Here is a 16739-nt window from a genome sequence, read left to right on the forward strand (position 1 = left end):
GCGCTTCAAGGTTGTAATGGATCGCTCAGCGAAGTCGTTTGATTCCCGAAAACTCGTGGGTGATCCGCCCCAGATCAGATAAAAATTAAAGTGCGCATGGATCCATACTATTTCTCGAAAAACAATTGCAAGCGGCTCATACACTCGTCCCTACGGCCCCGTAGGAATGCCGTCCTCGACGCTCCGCGTCGGCATTTCGGACGGGGAAAACATCCCCACGGTCCCCGTGAAAACAAGATCTCTCTTATGATATGCGGATGAGAAACACTCTACACCCGCAATATCGTCGTTGAGAACGCGGCCTCGCGCGGCTCGACGACGAGCACAAACAAAATGAAAGCAAATTTCAATGATATTGAATGCGACACTTATTAATATTCTCGACATTTTTCAAAAGCGACACCCGAAAACCTGATTCCGATCCCACCCGAAGCGACCTCGGGTGGAACCTTGGTGAATGCGGTGGCATTAGCTTAGGCAGAGAGTTCGACAATCAACGACCCGGCCGGCTCATCCCCCACCGTCACCGCACCATACGCCTTCGGCTTTACGCCGTTCGGCTCGGAGTAATTGACGATCTCGCGGAACCCGGCTTCCTTGGCGAACGTCGACAGCACGTCATAGTTATACGCGTACTTGTGCTGACCGTCGCAGAACAGGTAGTTGATCGCCTGCGCGGCCGGGTCCGCGAATGCGCGGGGCCAGTCTTCGACGTGGAGCCCGCGGGCGATCTCGAGCGCGTACTCGAAGCTCGGCACGGCGATCCGCGCGATCCCGTCCGGGGTTAGGACACGCCGGACTTCACGGAGAAGCGCGATGGCCTCGTAGGGGAAGAGGTGCTCGATCGTGTGAGAGGAGTATACGAACCGGCAGCTCTTGTCGGGGAAAGGCAGGCCGTTCCTCAAGTCCAGCCAGAGGTCGATCTTCCGGAAGGCGTTGCCGTCCGTGTTGATCATCCCGTCGAGGTACTTGAATCCGCAGCCCAGATGGAGGTAGTGCCCCTCGGGCCGGGCGGGTTTCCCAAAACCGTATCTGGCTTTCTTGTACGCGTAGTTGGGCAGCGAGAGGTAGCGGACCCCTTGGAAGTAAAGATCCTTGATGCTCTGTCGAATCATAGCGATCCGTTCCCTGGAGATGTCACATCCGTTGTTGAGCCAGGCCGGGGGGCTTCGAGGGAGGGTCCGCCGCGACCGGCGGCTATTATGGGCTTGAGAAGGCTGGGAATCCAGCCTAGATCTCCGGTCTCCGAAATCGCGAGGACCCCTGGCCGCTGACCACACGCCAACTGTCGCGTTTCAGACGCGACTAATCCCCGATCAGTGAGCCAGACCGCCATCACTTGACGACATCCGGACTCCTTCGATACCTACAAGAAATCGGGCCATTCGACACCGTCGAAGTGACGGGACAACAACGATCAGACGTCGTTCTCCGAGCCATCAATACTGGGGACGGTTCCCGGCGGTCGACGCGTTCCGACCTTGACCACGAATCGGATTTTCACAAAATGCAGGGAGATCGACACCAGGATTCGGACGCAGGATGGGAGGCAGGGATGCGAAGGATACGCGAATTGGATGGTCTCCGCGGTCTCGCGGCATTGACGGTCGTTGGCTTCCACCTGAGCCCGCAACTCCTCCCGTACGGTTGGGCGGCCGTCGACCTCTTCTTCGTCCTGTCGGGGTTCTTGATCACATCCATTGTGCTTTCGCAGATGGACGAACCCCATTTCCTTCGGACGTTCTACATCCGGCGCGGATTCCGCATCTTTCCAATTTACTATTTGACACTTCTTTTGCTCGTCGTTCTTGAGCATCCGAATCTTCGACAATGGCTCCCTTTCGCGTTCTACGTCCAGAACGCGCCCTTTTACCTCGAACCGGTCTCCAGCCTGGGCGGTAAGATCTTCTCGCCGAGTTGGTTGGACATGGACCATACCTGGTCGCTGGCCGTCGAGGAGCAGTTCTATCTCATCTGGCCCGGTTTACTCCTCCTAGTGGGTCGGTGCCGGCTCCGTCCCATCGCCCTCGGGTGTATCCTCGGGTCGATCGTCGCGCGATTGTTGGGATATCCCCACTCGCTCCTCATCACCCGATGTGACGGGCTGGCACTGGGGGCCCTGCTCGCCACGATGGGGAATCGCGAGGCCAGCCATGACGATCCAAGAGTACGAGTCTTCGATTGGCGATGGCTCTACGTCTCGGCGGCGGTCCTGGTCGCGCTGCTGGGAGTCCTGGCCTTCGGGTGGTGGACGGGCCGGTATCAACTCCCTTTGAGTTACTTGCTCGAAGCCCCGGCGATTGAGGTCCTGGCCGTTGGTCTCATCTCATTGCTGATCGTGGCCATCGTGGTCGAGTTCTCGGGCCGACAGGCGCTCGCCCCCCTACGTTGGAAGCCTCTCCGAGGGCTGGGGACGATCAGTTACGGGGTCTATCTCTACCACTTCCCGATCATCCATTACACCTTCGCGGTCCTCCCACGAGCGACGCCTGGCTATTGGATGGTGGGCATGGTTATCAGTTTGACGGCGACGCTCGCACTGTCCATCCTCTCCTGGCATCTCGTGGAGAGCCCGATTCTCAAGCTGAAGGACCGAGTCGCCTACGATCGGGCCCCCATTACCGAACCACGTCCGTCGGGTTCCTTCTCCGACGCACCCGCGCTTGGTCGGGGGCGAGCATTCGGGGGCCGAAGCGAGTCGACCGCCTGACGGGGGCGGCGCGTCCCCGACATACATAAAGGCACAAGAATTTACCGACACGAGAATTCACCCCATATGAAGACCCCGCCTAGGCAGACGGTGGGGATCGACCCTCTCGAAGAGGGTTCTCGTTTTTCGGGCCTCAAGGAAAGCCACTTGACGACCTTCGAGGCCGCCGACTAGCATGCTCCTCGAAGGATGCGCCACCTTTGTCGGGCTCCACGGATGATCGAGCCGCCGCCATGATTTCACAACCCTGCCCCCCCGTATTGGTTGCCTGCCCGGACGCACGACCCCCCGCATACCAAGCGGTGGTCGGTCTCTCCCGCGCCGGGATGCTTGATCGATTCCTCACCGCATACTACTACCGGGGCGAAGGGCCACTCTCGGCGATGGGGCGGAAGCTCGCGCCGGCGCCGTATTCGCGGCTGCAACGCAACCTACGACGACGGCACGATCCCGAGATTCCTGTCGGTCGGGTGCGGTCCCAATGGGATTACGACGCTTCGCTGAGGATCGAAAATCACCTGGCCTCCCGAGGCTCGCGACTTCGAGGGCCGATGGCCCGGTGGCGGACCCGGAGATTCGACCGGGGCATCGCCCGGCAGATCGGGAGTCAACTCCCCGCATCTTTGCTGATCTTCAGCGACGTGGGTTCTCAATACACCCTGCCACTCTGCCGTACGATGGGGATCCCGACGATTCTTAGCATGGTCCATGGCGACGTCCGCGAAGAACAAGTCGTCCTCGAGCGGGAGGCCGAGCGCTCACCTGATTTCTTCCCGATCTACCTAGGCGACGGCTCTCTCGATCGGGAAGAACTGACCTGGCTCCATGAGAGGAGACTGCGCGACCTGGAGTTGGCCGATCGGATCCTGGTCCCCTCCGAGCACATCGCCCAAACCCTCGTCCGCTTTGGGACGCCCGCGAGCCGAGTCGTGGTCGTCCCCTACGCCGCGGACACGAATCGGTTCAAGCCCGCCCCCCAGAAACCACACACGTCTTCTTGCACGTTCCTGTTCGCGGGTGGCATCACCCAGCGCAAAGGGATCAAGTACCTGCTCGAGGCCTGGCGGAGGATCCGACGGCCCGGTTGGCGTCTCCAGCTCCTCGGGGCCTTGCCCAGCGATCCGGGCCCGCTCCTCGGCTATCTCGACGAGGTCGACCACCTCGGACGCGTCTCACATTCGGAGATGCCCGGTCTGATGGCGTCGGCTGACGTGTTCGTCTTCCCGTCTCTCTTCGAAGGGTCCGCAGTCGTCACCTATGAGGCGCTCGCGTGTGGCCTCCCGAGTGTCGTCACCTTAGAGTCGGGGGCTGTGGCCCGAGACGGCCTCGACGGCGTGGTCGTCCCCGCCGGAGACGTCGAACGACTCGCCGAGGCCATGGAACGACTGGGGAACAATCCGGGCCTCCGTGAGGCGATGTCAGCCTCGGCCCGGACGCGTGCCGAGGCCTTCGACTGGCCGAGATATCACGCCGCCGTGACGCGGGTGGCTCGCGATATCACCGGTTGAAGCGCTGCACGGAGGATTTCCAAGGAGGGGCCAACATGGAACTCTACTACGTCGGTGCAAGCTCGGCGGTCATCGTCGCCTTGTTCCTCGTCCAGGTACTGACGAAGCGGTTCGATCCATTCGCTCCCGTCTGGCTGTTCCTCGTAGGTTTCGTTCAGGTCTACGTCGTGCAAGCGATCACCCGCCACGATTGGGCGATCGATATTCGAGGAGCCGAGCTGGTCACGGAAGCCAATCTGAGGTCATTTTGGGCCCTCCTCTGGTTCCTGGTCGTCTACCACTGCGGGCTGGCCAAGCCCCTCTCGTCGATTCTCCCACGCCCGCCGGCCGGATGGTCGCTGGGCACAGTGAACGCCCTCAGCCCGCTCCTGGTCGTCTGGGGCCTGGTCTGCGGCGGGATGATGATCCGAGCGGGCCAGGCGAACGCCGACGAGCCCCTCGGGGAGGAGATGATCTTCCGCTCCTTCCCATACGTGATGTTGATCGGCGGCATCCTACTCCTCGTGTCCGCGCGCGCCGGCGGACAATTCCGCCCTGCGTACCTCTATGCGGGGTTCGCCGTCTGCGGGTTTTTCACCTTCCTTTGGATGTTCAACGGGAAACGCTCGCTGTCAGTGATGGGTGTTCTCGCCACGACGTGTGCCTTCTACATCTCGAAACGGTCTCGGCCGTCGTGGGCGGTCCTGTTCACCACGGCCTTCCTGGGCGCCCTGGCCGTCACGATCGCGATCGGCTGGCGAAACGACCGCGATCACGACCGGTCTTTCTCGGGGTTCGCTGAGTTTCTCACGGGGATCCGCCCCGACTCCATCCTCAAGAATATCAACATCGACCTAGAGGACGAAGGCGGAGGCCAGTACATCTCCTACGAGACCGAGGAGTACGGCGGATTCCTCCTCATGATGGACACAGTTCCGCTCAAGTCTGAATATGATTACGGCGCAAATTACCTCCGCATCGTCTCGACGTTCATCCCGCGGTTGATCTGGGTCGACAAGCCCCTCTACGGGCGAGAAGCCTGGATCAAGGCCTGGATCGCGGGGTCCGAGTTGGAGCGGGACATGACGTTCACTGGCCCCGCGATCGGCATCCTCGGCGCGACACAGTTGAACGGCGGCGCATGGGGGACGCTGATCGTCATCGGCGTCATGTCCCTCCTCGTCAGAACGGCCTACGAATATCTCCAAAAGTATCCCGACTCCCCGTTCGTGCAGGTCTTCTGGTCAGTCACGTATATCAACGCATGGTTCATGGTTGTAGGCGACGACCCGATGAATTGGTTCTATTACAACTGGGGCTATACCACGATGCCCATCATGATCATCCTCTGGGTCGTCAACAAATTCTCGGCCCCGCTCGTCCCGTCGCTTTCGGCGGCACCCGCCTGAGCGGCCCACCGCGCCCCGACCGAAGCCGTCGAGGAGTAGCGAGGTGGCCGCCGGCCAGCCCGAAGCCCAAGACCTCTGATCGACCGGAACGAATTCCCATGACGCAAGCCATCCTGCCGAACAATACACTCGGAGCGACCGAGCGTCCGCCCGCCGCCGAGGCCCGGGCGACCCGCACGCGGCTCGGGCTGTCGGCGCACGAAAAAATCGACATCTGCCGAGGCCTTTTCGCGTTCTTCGTCGTGAGCGCGCACGTCCTCGACATCTGCCGGGACTTGCGCCCCGACGCCTTCCGAGCCCTCCCCGCCTCTCTCGACCGACTTATCTATTTGTCGCTCGAACACGGCATTTACTGGGTGATGGGATTCTTCGTGATCAGCGGCTATTGCATCCATCTCTCCGTCGAACGCCTTGGCGCCTCCGGACGATTCCCGCTTCGCACGTATCTCATCGCGCGATTCACGCGGATCCTCCCGCTCTACTACGCAGCCCTCCTCTTCACCGTGCTCACGGAAGTCTTGATGGTCGGAGCACGCCCCGGCGTCTGGCCCAACGGATTGAGTCCACTCGTCTTCCTCGCCCAGGTGTTCATCATCCAGAACTTCACGGAGACGTTCGGTGCCTTCGGCCCGTCCTGGAGCATCACCAACGAGGTGGCGTACTACATCTTCTACGGCTTCCTGGCCAGCCGTCCGCTCGGCCGAAAGATGGCCCCGGCGCCGCTGGGGATGGTCCTGTGCGTGGTCATCGCAACTTTCATGCAAATCCTCTACACGACGATCGCGCACACCCCGTTCGTACTGGGGATCGGCCTCCTCTTCGGGCTGGGGATCAACTGGTTCCTCGGGGCCTTGGTCGCGAGTTACTCGCGGACGCTCCTTGGATACCGGGTCGTGAGGGTCTTCGCGCACGCCTGGTTGCCTCTCCTACTTGGGATCATTTATCTAAGGTGCCAACATGATCTGCCAAATCAGATCATTTTTCTGGCTTGCGGCGTCGCATTCTCACTAATGCTTCTGAGATTCTTGGACGAAGACCACGCGAATCCCGAGGTCCGCACACCGGCAAGATGGTCGGAATTCATCCGGGTTCTCGGCCTCGCGAGTTACCCCACGTATCTGTTCCACGGGCCGATCATCATGCTCCTCGGTTCGCTCATTCTCCGGTGTGGCCTCGTGATCGATTGGCGGATCCTCTGGGTCGTGTGCACAGGAGTGGGTATCGCCACGGGGCTTGCCCTCGGGTTACTTGTCGAAGGGCCCACGATGACCTGGCGAGCGGCGTTCCTTCGTCGATTGAAATAGTCCCTCGATCGACCAACTCGGGGGTCCCGTCCCCCTACCGCGTCATTAAAAGTCCGTCGGAAGGGGCAACCTCCTTGAAATCGAACCTGGCGATTTGCTTCACCAACTTCGGCCCCTACCACCTGGCGAGACTCCGCGCGCTCTCGGCGGCCTTGGAGCGATCGGGAGGCCGGCTGTTTGCTTATGAGATGGCCGGGACGGAGCGGAAGTACGCGTGGGAGACGGCCCGGGTTGACGAGTCGTTCGCGTGGACGACCTTCTTCCCGGATCGGACCATGGAATCCATCCCCGCCGCCGCTTGCAGGAAAGCGATCCGAGAGGCGCTGGATCGGGACCAGCCGGATGCGTTGGCGGTCGTGGGGTACGTCCGACCGGAATCGCTGGCGATGCTCGCGTGGGCGAGGAACGCCGGAAGGCCGGCGATCATGATGTCGGAGAGCCAGTCGATCGACCATGCCCGCGTCTGGTGGAAGGAGACGATCAAACGTCGCCGGATCCGCCTTTGCTCGGGCGCACTGGTGGGAGGGCCCCGACACCGCGATTACCTCGTCGACCTGGGCATGCCCCGCGACCGGATCGTGATGGGATATAACGCGGTGGACAACGAGTTCTATGCCCGGGAAGCCGAGCGGGCCCGCGCGGCGGCCGACGGGCGTGAAGGGCTCCCCGACGCCCCCTACTTCCTCGCCGTCAACCGGTTCGTCCCCGAGAAGAACCTGGTCAGGCTCGTCGAGGCTTACGCGCGATATCGGAGGGCGAACGACTCCCCTCATCCCTGGCACCTCGTCCTCTGCGGCGACGGACCCGCCTCGGGCGAGATCGGCGAGGCGATCGAGGCCAGCGGGTTCGCCGATGCCATCCACCGGCCGGGGTTCCTCCAGACTGATGGTCTGTCGCGTTGGTACGCCTTCGCCTCGGCCTTCGTCCACCCGAGCCTCATGGAACCCTGGGGACTCGTGGTGAATGAAGCCGCCGCGTGCGGCCTCCCTCTGGTCGTCTCGGAACGTGCCGGTTGCGCCGAGACGCTCGTGCCGGACGGAGGGCCGAGGACCGGCGTGCGATTCGACCCCCGCGACGTCGACGGGCTCGCCTCGAAACTCGCCTGGATCGCGGGATTGCCGGAAGCCGAACGTCGAGCCCTCGGAGACCAGGCGCTGGCGGTCGTCTCCGAGTGGGGTCCCGAACGATTCGCCTTGGGAACCCTGGAAGCCATCGAGAAAGCCAAGATCCCCGTCTCGCCCAGGCGCGGGCGGGAGCCGCTTTTGGCCGGCAGCCGCTGACCCTCGACTCCCGACTTCGCCTTGGAGGACTCTCAGATGAATCTTGCATCCTCGCCCCCCGCGTCCCCGTCGTCCAAGCCGTCGGCGAGCGTCGCCGGCAGGAAGTTCCGCGAAGGTTGGCTGCACCTCTGCAACGGGCTCGACCCGATCCGAGACGGTGGGATGGTCCCGAGCATCCTCGGGATGGCAGGGGCCCAGGCCTCGCAGGGGGGGCCGGTGACGATCGTGACCCCAACCCCCTCCCGGCTCGGCACGACCTCGCTCCCGGGCGGGGTGACCTTGCGCGGGCCCGAGACCGACCTCGAGGCGGTCGTTAGGTCTTCGGAAGTCGTCCACATCCACGGGCTCTGGCAGCGGCAGACACGCCAAGGGTCCCGGCTCTGCCTCGCGGCCGACGTCCCCTACCTCGTCGCCGCCCACGGCATGGCCGAGCCCTGGGCCATGCGCCACAAGGCCCTGAAGAAGAAGATCTACACGGCGCTCGTCGAAGGAAAAAACCTGAGGAACGCCGCCTGCCTCCACGCGCTGTCGCGCCCCGAGATCGGCCACCTCCGGGCCATCGCCCCGAAGACGCCGATCGGCTTCGTACCGAACGGAGTCGACCTCGCCCCCTTCGACGCCCTGCCCCCTCGCGCCGAGTTGGAAGAAGAATTCCCCGAGCTGGCCGGGAAGTTCCTGCTCCTCTTCTACGGCCGGATCCACGTGAAGAAGGGGCTCGACCTCCTGGCCGAGGCCTTCGCCACGCTCAAGGCCGACCATCCGAACCTGCACATCCTCATGGCCGGCAACGACGACGGCGCCCTCGGGCCCTTCCTCGACCGGGCCGCGGCGGCCGGGTTGTCTTCGGATGTCACCTGGGTCGGCCACGTCTCGGGCGAGCGGTCGCAACAAGTCTGGGCCGCCGCCGACGCCTTCGTGCTCCCCAGCTACAGCGAGGGGTTCAGCATGGCGATCCTCGAGGCCCTCGCCTGCCGACTCCCCGTCATGATCACGACCGCCTGCCACTTCCCGGAACTGGCCGACGCCGGGGGAGGGATCGTCGTCGCCCCGAATGTCGAGGAGGTCACCGAAGGGCTCCGACAACTCCTCGAGCGGACCGACTCGGAACGCGCGACCCTCGGGGCCGTCGGACGGGCGCTGGTCGAACGGGACTATACCTGGGATCGCCAGGCCCGTCGGCTCGCCGAGATCTACGGATGGGTTTGCAACGGAGGCTCCCCGCCCGACTTCGTCCGCGACGCCGAGGATTGGGATTGAGGACCTGTCCTGAAACCTGTTTTCTTCCGAGAAAACGGGTTTCTGAGTGGGAAAGGCAACGGTGACCGCCAGGGGTCGGCAACGTTGACCGCATCAGAAACCCGTTTTTTAGGAAAAAACAGGTTTCGGGACTGACTATGGTACGACGACCGTGGAAGGATGACTCCTGTGACGATACTTAACACCTACGACCCATTGGCCGACGACATGGACGCGGGCGATCACCCCGCTCGGACGCCGGGGCCCAAGGCCAGGATCAGCGTCATCGTCCCCGTCAAGAACGAGGCCGAGAACCTCCGACGCTGCCTCCCCGCGCTCGACTGGGCCGACGAAGTCTACGTGATCGACAGCCAGAGCACCGACGAGACCGTCGAAGTCGCCGAGGCCTTCGGCGCCCGGGTCGTCCAGTTCCAGTTCAACGGGTCGTACCCGAAGAAGAAGAACTGGGCCCTCGAGAACCTGCCGTTCCGCAACGAATGGGTCCTGATCGTCGACGCCGACGAGGTCGTCGTGCCGGAGCTGGCCGAGGAGATCACGCGGCGGACCGGCGACGACGAGGCGGACGGCTTTTATCTGAACATGAAATACTACTTCCTCGGCCGTCGGATCCGCCACTGCGGCTATGCCGAGGCCTGGAACCTCCGCCTCTTCAAGCACCAGTTAGGGCGCTACGAGAAGATGCCCGTCCGCCCCGGGGCCCAGACCGGCGACAACGAAGCGCACGAGCACGTCGAGCTCCAGGGCCAGGCGAAGCGGCTCGTCCACGAGCTCGACCACTACGCCTACCCGTCGATCGCTTCCTGGGTCGAGAAGCACAACCGGTATGCGTGCTGGGAAGCCGAGATGTTCGACCGCTTCCTCAACGAGCCGACCCCGAAGTCGATCGGGCCGGGCAAGCGGTTCAAGCGGATGCTGAAGAAGATCTACCTGCGGCTCCCCATGCGCCCGCTCATCCGCTTCGTTTACGCCTACGTCGTCCGACTCGGTTTCCTCGACGGGAAGCCCGGCATGGTCTTCTGCACCCTGCTGTCGTTCTACGACTTCCTCTGCTGGGCGAACGTGTACGAACGGCGGGTTTCGGCCGAGCTGGCGAGAGCTCAGACCGAGAGGGCCGGCTGAGCGACCCGTTGGTCGACCCCATCGATGAGGGTCCGATAGAGCGAGGCCAGGTTCCTGGCCTCCTCGTCGGGATCGAAGACGTGGAGGACGGCCTCGCGTCCTTGCCGGCCGAGGCGGGCGGCCCGTTCGGGGTCGGCGAGGAGTGCAAGGATCGTCTTCGCGAGGGCCGTCGAGTCGTTGGGGGGGACGCGGAGGGCGGTCTCGTCGTGCGTCACGAACGCCCGGACCCCCTCGATGTCGGAGGTGATCGAAGGCACGCCCGAGGCCATCGCCATCGCAAGGGTTCGTCCCATCGTCGGGACCAGGTTGGTCTGGCAGTAGACGTCGAGCACGTTCCAGAATCGAAGCCCGAAGCCGGGCTGGTCGGCGAACGTCACCCGGTCCGCGATCTTCAGCCGGGCGGCTCGACGGCGGAGGTCGATCTCATCCTCGCCCTGCCCCGAGATCACGAACTCGGCGTCGATCCCCGCGTCGACGACCCTCCGGGCCGCCACGAGGAACGTGGCGTATCCCGACGACGCCACCAGCGGGCCGGCCGTCCCGATGACGGGGATGTGATTCGGGCGTTTCTGACAAGGTGAGAGGATTCCGGTCGAGGTGATCGCCGGGGCGATCACCGAAAGGTAAGAGCGCGGGACCCCGAAACTCTTCACCAGGTCCTTCGCGAGTTCCTCGCCGACGACCACGAGCCCGCGGCACCAGCGCCGGCTCACCCGGAGCCGTTCTCGAGGGCCGAGATATTCTTCGATCGTCTGGACGTACGGGAGTCGCCAGTGCTCCGCGAGGGCCAGGCCCGCGGAACCCACCGAGGAGTCGAGGACATGGACCAGGTCCGGGGTCCGAATCACCCCCCCCATCCCGAGCCGACGGACGGCCAGGGCCTGCCGCCAGCGGTGGGCGAGACCTGGGCATTCGACGATGCGTTCGTCCGCGTCCGCGCCGTCCTCGTCGTCGAGGCAGAGGACCTGGGCCCCGATCCCCTGGGTCGCCAATCGTTCGACGAAGGCACGGATCGGGCCGCCATGCTGCCTCGCGCCGAGGCGGCCGGAGAGGAGGAGGATATGTCGCGTGGGATCCGCCATCGCGTTTCTCCAGGCCCGTTGTGCGGCCTCCTGGTTAGCACCCCGACAGGTCGCACCCTAACACAACATCGGCCCCGAGTGGACCCGAATCTCGTCCCGGCAGGGCTCCAGGCCGGGCCGAGGGGGACATACGCCGCACTCGACCCCTGAAAAGGAGGTCGACCATCACGGGTAAGTCGTGATCGGGTAGAAATTTCCGACAATCCCAGGGTGAAACGTCATTCCCTCGGCACCCCGGCGAGGATTCGGAGCGACGTCGAATCGGCCCGTTGGAATCGACCGCCCCCCTGTTTATACTAACGATGGGACGCCTGTGGTCCACGGAGGGTGCCCGAGGCCTGTCGATGGCGCATTCGCCCCGGACCCCCTCGACAACGATTTGAATCCAAGGACACCGCATGAATTCACCTCAGGCCTCCGATGTTGCCGCGCCCGACGTTGATGAGTTGTCCGCCCTGTTGAACCGGCTCCTGGAGAACGTCGGTTCGGTCGTCCTGGGGAAGCCCGAAGTCATCAAGCTGGCCGTCGTCGCGCTCCTCGCCGAGGGGCACGTCCTGATCGAAGACGTGCCGGGCGTCGGCAAGACGCTCCTGGCCAGGGCCCTGGCCGCGAGCATCGACTGCTCGTTCCGCCGCGTCCAATTCACGCCCGACTTGCTGCCGTCCGACATCCTCGGGTCGAGCGTCTACAACGCGGCTTCGGGCGAGTTCGTGTTCAAGCAGGGCCCGATCTTCGCCAACGTCATCCTGGCCGACGAGATCAACCGGACCACCCCCCGGACCCAAAGCGCCCTGCTCGAGGCGATGGGCGACGGCCAGGTCTCGGTGGAGGGGAAGACGTACGAGCTGGAACCGCCGTTCATCGTGCTGGCGACCCAGAACCCCTATGAGTTCGAGGGAACCTATGTCCTCCCCGAGAGCCAGCTCGACCGGTTCATGATCCGGCTCCGAATGGGTTATCCGTTGCGCTCGGAGGAGCGTAAGGTGCTCTCGAGCCACCGGACGGGCGAGCCGGTGGAGTCGCTACGGCCGGCCCTGACCGCCGAGGACGTGCTCCAGCTCCAGCATGCCGTGCGAAACGTGCGGGTCGACGAGGCCATCGCCGATTACCTGCTCGACATCGTCCACGCGACGCGCAAGGGCGAAGACCTTCACGTCGGCGTCAGCACCCGAGGGGCCCTCACGCTCTACCGCGCGGCGCAGAGCCTAGCCTTGGTCTCGGGCCGCGATTATGTCGTTCCCGACGACATCAAGACCCTGGCGATCCCCGTCCTGGCCCACCGCGTCGTGGGCAAGTCGTTCCTCCAGGCGGGCGAGTTCGGCGCCGCCGAGGCGATCATCCGCGACATCGTCGACCGGCTCCGCGTCCCCGCTTGAGCCTCCCATCTCCGGCTCGAACCCTTTCAAAAGAGACCGTCGACCGAGACGCAGGGCCGGCATATGCTCGCCGGCCTCATCCCAGGGGAGAGTTTCGCCCGATGGAGCCTCGTGGTCGTTTCGGAAGGATAGGCCGGCGAGTCTTGCTCAGCCTCTGGCCGACGCAGCGTCTGTTCTGGACGCGCGAGGGAATCTGGTACATCGGCGTCTGGTGCCTGCTGCTCCTCGTCGGCCTCTACCAGCAGGTTAACTTGATCCTGCTCGTGGCCGGGCTCGCGGCCGGCCCGATCGTCGCGTCGATCTTCGCGAGCGCGTCGATGCTGCGTAAGCTCCACGTCTCGCGCCGAGTTCCCCCGTACGTCTTCTCGGGCGACCCGTTCCTCATCGATTACACCCTCGAGAATGCAAGGGCCTGGTCGGCAGCCCTGGCCCTCCGAGTCGAGGACGACGTGATCCCGGTCGACCGAGTCGTCTCCGGCTCGACCACCCTGGCGCCCTTCGTCTTCTTCCCGCGAGTCCCGGGTCGAGGGCGCGACCGCAAGCGCTGGCAAGGGATCGGCCCCAAGCGGGGGAAGTACCGATTTCGGACCCTCGACACCGTCACTCGTTCCCCGTTCGGGCTCCTGGAGCGCCGGGTGACGACGGCCGAGCCCGACCAGTTGGTGGTCTATCCGAGGGTTGGGCAGTTGAGCCGACGCTGGCAGATCGTGCAGCGTCAGGCCGTCGAGACGAGGCGAGGCCAGCGCCACGACCGCTCGAGCCAGCAGCAGGAATACCACGGGCTGCGGGACTATCGCCCCGGCGACAGCCCTCGCTGGATCCACTGGCGGACCTCCGCCCGGCTTGGCCAGCCGATGGTCAAGGAGTTCGAGCAGCAGAACGAGCAGGATCTGGCGATCCTCCTCGACCCCTGGCTCCCTCGCAGCAAGGTCACGCCGGAACAGCGCGAGTCGCTCGAGCAGACGATCCAATTCGCGGCGACCGTCTGCCTCGAGACGTGCCGCCATCAGGGCCAGCGACTGCTCCTGGGCTGGACGGGGCCGACCCCCGGCGTCCGCCAGGGGCCCGCGTCGGTCAAGCTCCTCCACGAGCTCCTCGAGCAGCTCGCGGTCATGCGACCATCCTCTGAAGGGACACTCGCCGCCCTCTTCGATGCGCTGCCACCGGTGACCCTCCGGGAAGCCGTGCTGATCATCGTGTCGACCCGCCCGGTCAACCTGATCGAGGAGGCCGAGCGATCGGCGAGGCTCTCGGGGATGTCGTCGCGAGGCCTGATGGGACGCGTCGTCTCGCTCGACGCCTCCAACGGCGACCTCAACGACCTGATCCAGTTCGCCGAGGCGTCCTCGACCTCGATGGATCGCACCGCCAAGTCCGATAGCCCGGATCCCGACGACCGATCGCCGACCGAATCCATCGACGGGGAGGACGAACGAGCATGATCTTCTTCAACCTCTACCGCATCAGCTTCTACGCGATGCTCTTCTTCGCGACGCTCTCCCTGAACGTCGACGACACCGAATCCAAGTTCGGGTTCCTCTTCCCGATCGGCGTCGCGCTCTCGGGAGTCCTGGCGTTCCTGACGGTGGACCGCAACCCCAAGCTGGGGCTCTCGCGATCCGTCGTCAACGCCCTGGCTTTGGTCTCGATCGGCCTCGTCTTCGTCGAGTACTCTCTCGACCCGACCCAATTGCTCCAATCACTTTCGCACTTCCTGATCTACCTCGTGCTGATCAAGGTCTTCCTGACGAAGACCAACGAAGACGACTGGTTCATCTTCGGCCTCGGACTGACCCAGGTCGCCATCGCCGCGGTGATCAATCAGAGCGACATGGTCGGCATCGTCCTGTTCTGCTGGGCGTTCCTGAGCCTTTGGGTCCTCGCCTTGTATTCGCTTCGGCGCGACGCGTTGCGGTATGGCGACCAGGACGTTTCGGGGCCGACGCCTATGGCCGGTGCGGAGCCGTACCCGGGTCTCCTCGACTTGCCGTTCATCCTCTCGGCCTTCCGCGTCCTGGCCCTGACGCTCGCACTCGGCGGCATCATCTTCATGGCGATGCCCCGCCGAGGGATCGCCGGCAGGGTCCAGCGCGGGCCGGAGCCGATGGCGAAGCACCTGACGGGCTTCGACGAAGAGGTGCAGCTCGGCCAGCTCGGGGAGATCCTCGAGAACGACAGCATCGTGATGAGCGTCGAGATGTTCAACGCCGACAAGACCCCGCACCGGCCCGGAGGAGAACCCCTCTGGAGAGGTGTGACGATGGTCAACTACGACAAGGGGCGTTGGCACGCACAAGAACGTCACACGACCACGCTGTCTCGACTCTCCGACGGGAACTCCGACCTCTCCCGGACGGTCCTCCAGCAGATCAAGCTCGAGGCGAACGACTCGGCCGTGCTGTTCGGCCTGCGGCCCATCGTCTCGATCGGCTCCCCCCAACGCGCCGACCCGGAGATCAATTCGGTCGACGGCACCATCGTCCGGCCGGAGACCCGACCGGGGACCTACGACTATCACGTCCTCTCGGATCTCGACCAGTCGCAGCCCCAGCGTGGCGAGGCCGTCCCGAGCGCCGACCGACTCGAGAAGCTCGTGGCGCTCCCCGAGGAGTTGAAGATCCGCCTCCGCGCCATCGCCGAGCCCATCGTCAAGGCGATCCCCCCGGAGGACGTCGCCGCCCGTGCCAGGGCCGTCGAATCCTTTCTCCGCGACTCGGGGCAGTTCGGCTACACGCTCCGCATGACCCGGGTCGACCGCTCGCTCGACCCGATCGAAGACTTCTTGAAGAACCGCAAGGAAGGACACTGCGAATACTTCGCCAGCGCCCTGACCCTACTGCTCCGGTCGATCGACATCCCCGCGCGGATGGTGAACGGGTTCAAGGGGGGGGATTGGAACGAGATCGCCCAGGTCATGAACGTCCGTCAGAAGCACGCCCATAGCTGGTGCGAGGCCTACCTCGGCATGCAGCGGGTCCGGGCGGAGCGCGTCCCGTTCTGGCTCACGCTCGACCCGACCCCCGCCGGCGAGCGGACCAACTCGCTGGCCAAGGTCGGCGGGTTCGGCTCCAACTTCCGACAGATCACCGACCTGATCCGCTATATCTGGACGTTCTTCATCGTCGGCTACAACGCCGATCGCCAGCGCCGGTTGATCTACGAACCGATCCAGGAGCTCATCCGCGAGGCCCGCAGCGGGTTCGCGATGATGGGACAGGCGATCTGGCCGACGATCGCCAACTTGCTTTCGTTCAAGGACGTCGATCAGTTCATCAGCATCCGCGGATTCTTCGTCTCGTTCGCCGCGCTGTCGCTCCTGGCCATCGCCTTCCGCCTGGGACGCTCGGCCTTCCGGAAGCTGTTCCGCTGGGTCCGCGGCAACGACCCGGACGCGGCCTCGCTCTCGGCGGGCGTCGTCTTCTACCGGCGCCTGGCCCAGCTCCTCGCCGAGTACGGACTCGAGCGACCTCCGGCGGAGACCCAGTCCGAGTTCGCCCGACGCGCCGCCGTCTTCCTGACCGGCCGGGGCTCGGGCACCGAGCCGGTCGCCGACGTCCCGCGCCTCGTGGTCGACGCCTTCTACCGAGTCCGCTTCGGCGACCTCACGCTCAGCCCAACCACCCTGACCGAGCTCGAGGCACGCCTCGACGACCTCGAGGCGAGCCTGCTCGCCACGCGCCGGTCATGAGCCGGGACGCGACGCGGGCCGTCGGCC

Annotated in this window: 12 protein-coding genes; 10 read left to right on the top strand and 2 right to left on the bottom strand. The window is 64.4% G+C overall.

Annotated elements, in window-relative coordinates; all coding sequences use genetic code 11:
* Positions 1–473: 473 nt before the first annotated feature.
* Complete coding sequence (locus ACYOEI_RS09480) at positions 474–1115, bottom strand: class I SAM-dependent methyltransferase (RefSeq protein ID WP_462849183.1); 642 nt, start codon at positions 1113–1115, stop codon at positions 474–476.
* Between the two features lie 440 nt (positions 1116–1555).
* Here ACYOEI_RS09480 and ACYOEI_RS09485 point away from each other — a divergent pair, with 440 nt between their 5' ends.
* From ACYOEI_RS09485 to ACYOEI_RS09515, 7 genes are all read left to right on the top strand, one after another.
* Positions 1556–2710 carry an acyltransferase family protein gene (locus tag ACYOEI_RS09485; protein ID WP_462849184.1) on the top strand — a complete coding sequence of 385 codons (1155 nt, stop codon included), beginning with the start codon at positions 1556–1558 and terminating at the stop codon, positions 2708–2710.
* 233 nt (positions 2711–2943) lie between these two features.
* Positions 2944–4218, top strand: a complete 1275-nt coding sequence (locus ACYOEI_RS09490; RefSeq protein WP_462849185.1) for a glycosyltransferase — start codon at positions 2944–2946, stop codon at positions 4216–4218.
* A gap of 35 nt (positions 4219–4253) precedes the next feature.
* Positions 4254–5606 (top strand): hypothetical protein, encoded by a 1353-nt coding sequence (locus ACYOEI_RS09495; RefSeq protein WP_462849186.1) that lies wholly within the window; start codon positions 4254–4256, stop codon positions 5604–5606.
* A gap of 98 nt (positions 5607–5704) precedes the next feature.
* Positions 5705–6910 carry an acyltransferase family protein gene (locus ACYOEI_RS09500; protein ID WP_462849187.1) on the top strand — a complete coding sequence of 402 codons (1206 nt, stop codon included), beginning with the start codon at positions 5705–5707 and terminating at the stop codon, positions 6908–6910.
* Positions 6911–6984: 74 nt separating this feature from the next.
* Positions 6985–8190 (top strand): glycosyltransferase family 4 protein, encoded by a 1206-nt coding sequence (locus tag ACYOEI_RS09505; RefSeq protein ID WP_462849189.1) that lies wholly within the window; start codon positions 6985–6987, stop codon positions 8188–8190.
* Between the two features lie 36 nt (positions 8191–8226).
* Positions 8227–9447, top strand: coding sequence for a glycosyltransferase (locus ACYOEI_RS09510; protein ID WP_462849190.1), 1221 nt, complete (start codon positions 8227–8229; stop codon positions 9445–9447).
* A gap of 168 nt (positions 9448–9615) precedes the next feature.
* The gene (locus tag ACYOEI_RS09515; protein WP_462849191.1) at positions 9616–10566 is read left to right on the top strand and encodes a glycosyltransferase family 2 protein; all 951 of its coding nucleotides are present in this window, start codon (positions 9616–9618) and stop codon (positions 10564–10566) included.
* Here the strand turns inward: ACYOEI_RS09515 and ACYOEI_RS09520 are convergent.
* Entirely contained in the window at positions 10545–11648 is a 1104-nt protein-coding gene (locus tag ACYOEI_RS09520) for a glycosyltransferase family 4 protein (protein WP_462849192.1), read from the bottom strand. The genes ACYOEI_RS09515 and ACYOEI_RS09520 overlap by 22 nt on opposite strands.
* A 398-nt stretch (positions 11649–12046) precedes the next feature.
* Between ACYOEI_RS09520 and ACYOEI_RS09525 the strand changes: the two genes are divergently transcribed.
* The 3 genes from ACYOEI_RS09525 to ACYOEI_RS09535 all read left to right on the top strand — a co-directional run bounded on the left by ACYOEI_RS09525 (position 12047) and on the right by ACYOEI_RS09535 (position 16712).
* Complete coding sequence (locus ACYOEI_RS09525; protein WP_462849193.1) at positions 12047–13024, top strand: AAA family ATPase; 978 nt, start codon at positions 12047–12049, stop codon at positions 13022–13024.
* A 143-nt stretch (positions 13025–13167) separates the two neighbouring features.
* On the top strand, positions 13168–14466 hold the full coding sequence (locus ACYOEI_RS09530; RefSeq protein WP_462849194.1) for a DUF58 domain-containing protein: 1299 nt from the start codon (positions 13168–13170) through the stop codon (positions 14464–14466).
* A complete protein-coding gene (locus ACYOEI_RS09535; protein WP_462849195.1) occupies positions 14463–16712 on the top strand; it encodes a transglutaminase TgpA family protein in 2250 nt (749 codons plus the stop codon). Before ACYOEI_RS09530 ends, ACYOEI_RS09535 begins: the two co-directional genes overlap by 4 nt.
* The last annotated feature ends 27 nt before the right edge of the window (positions 16713–16739 follow it).

It is taken from the genome of Singulisphaera rosea (assembly GCF_054877945.1).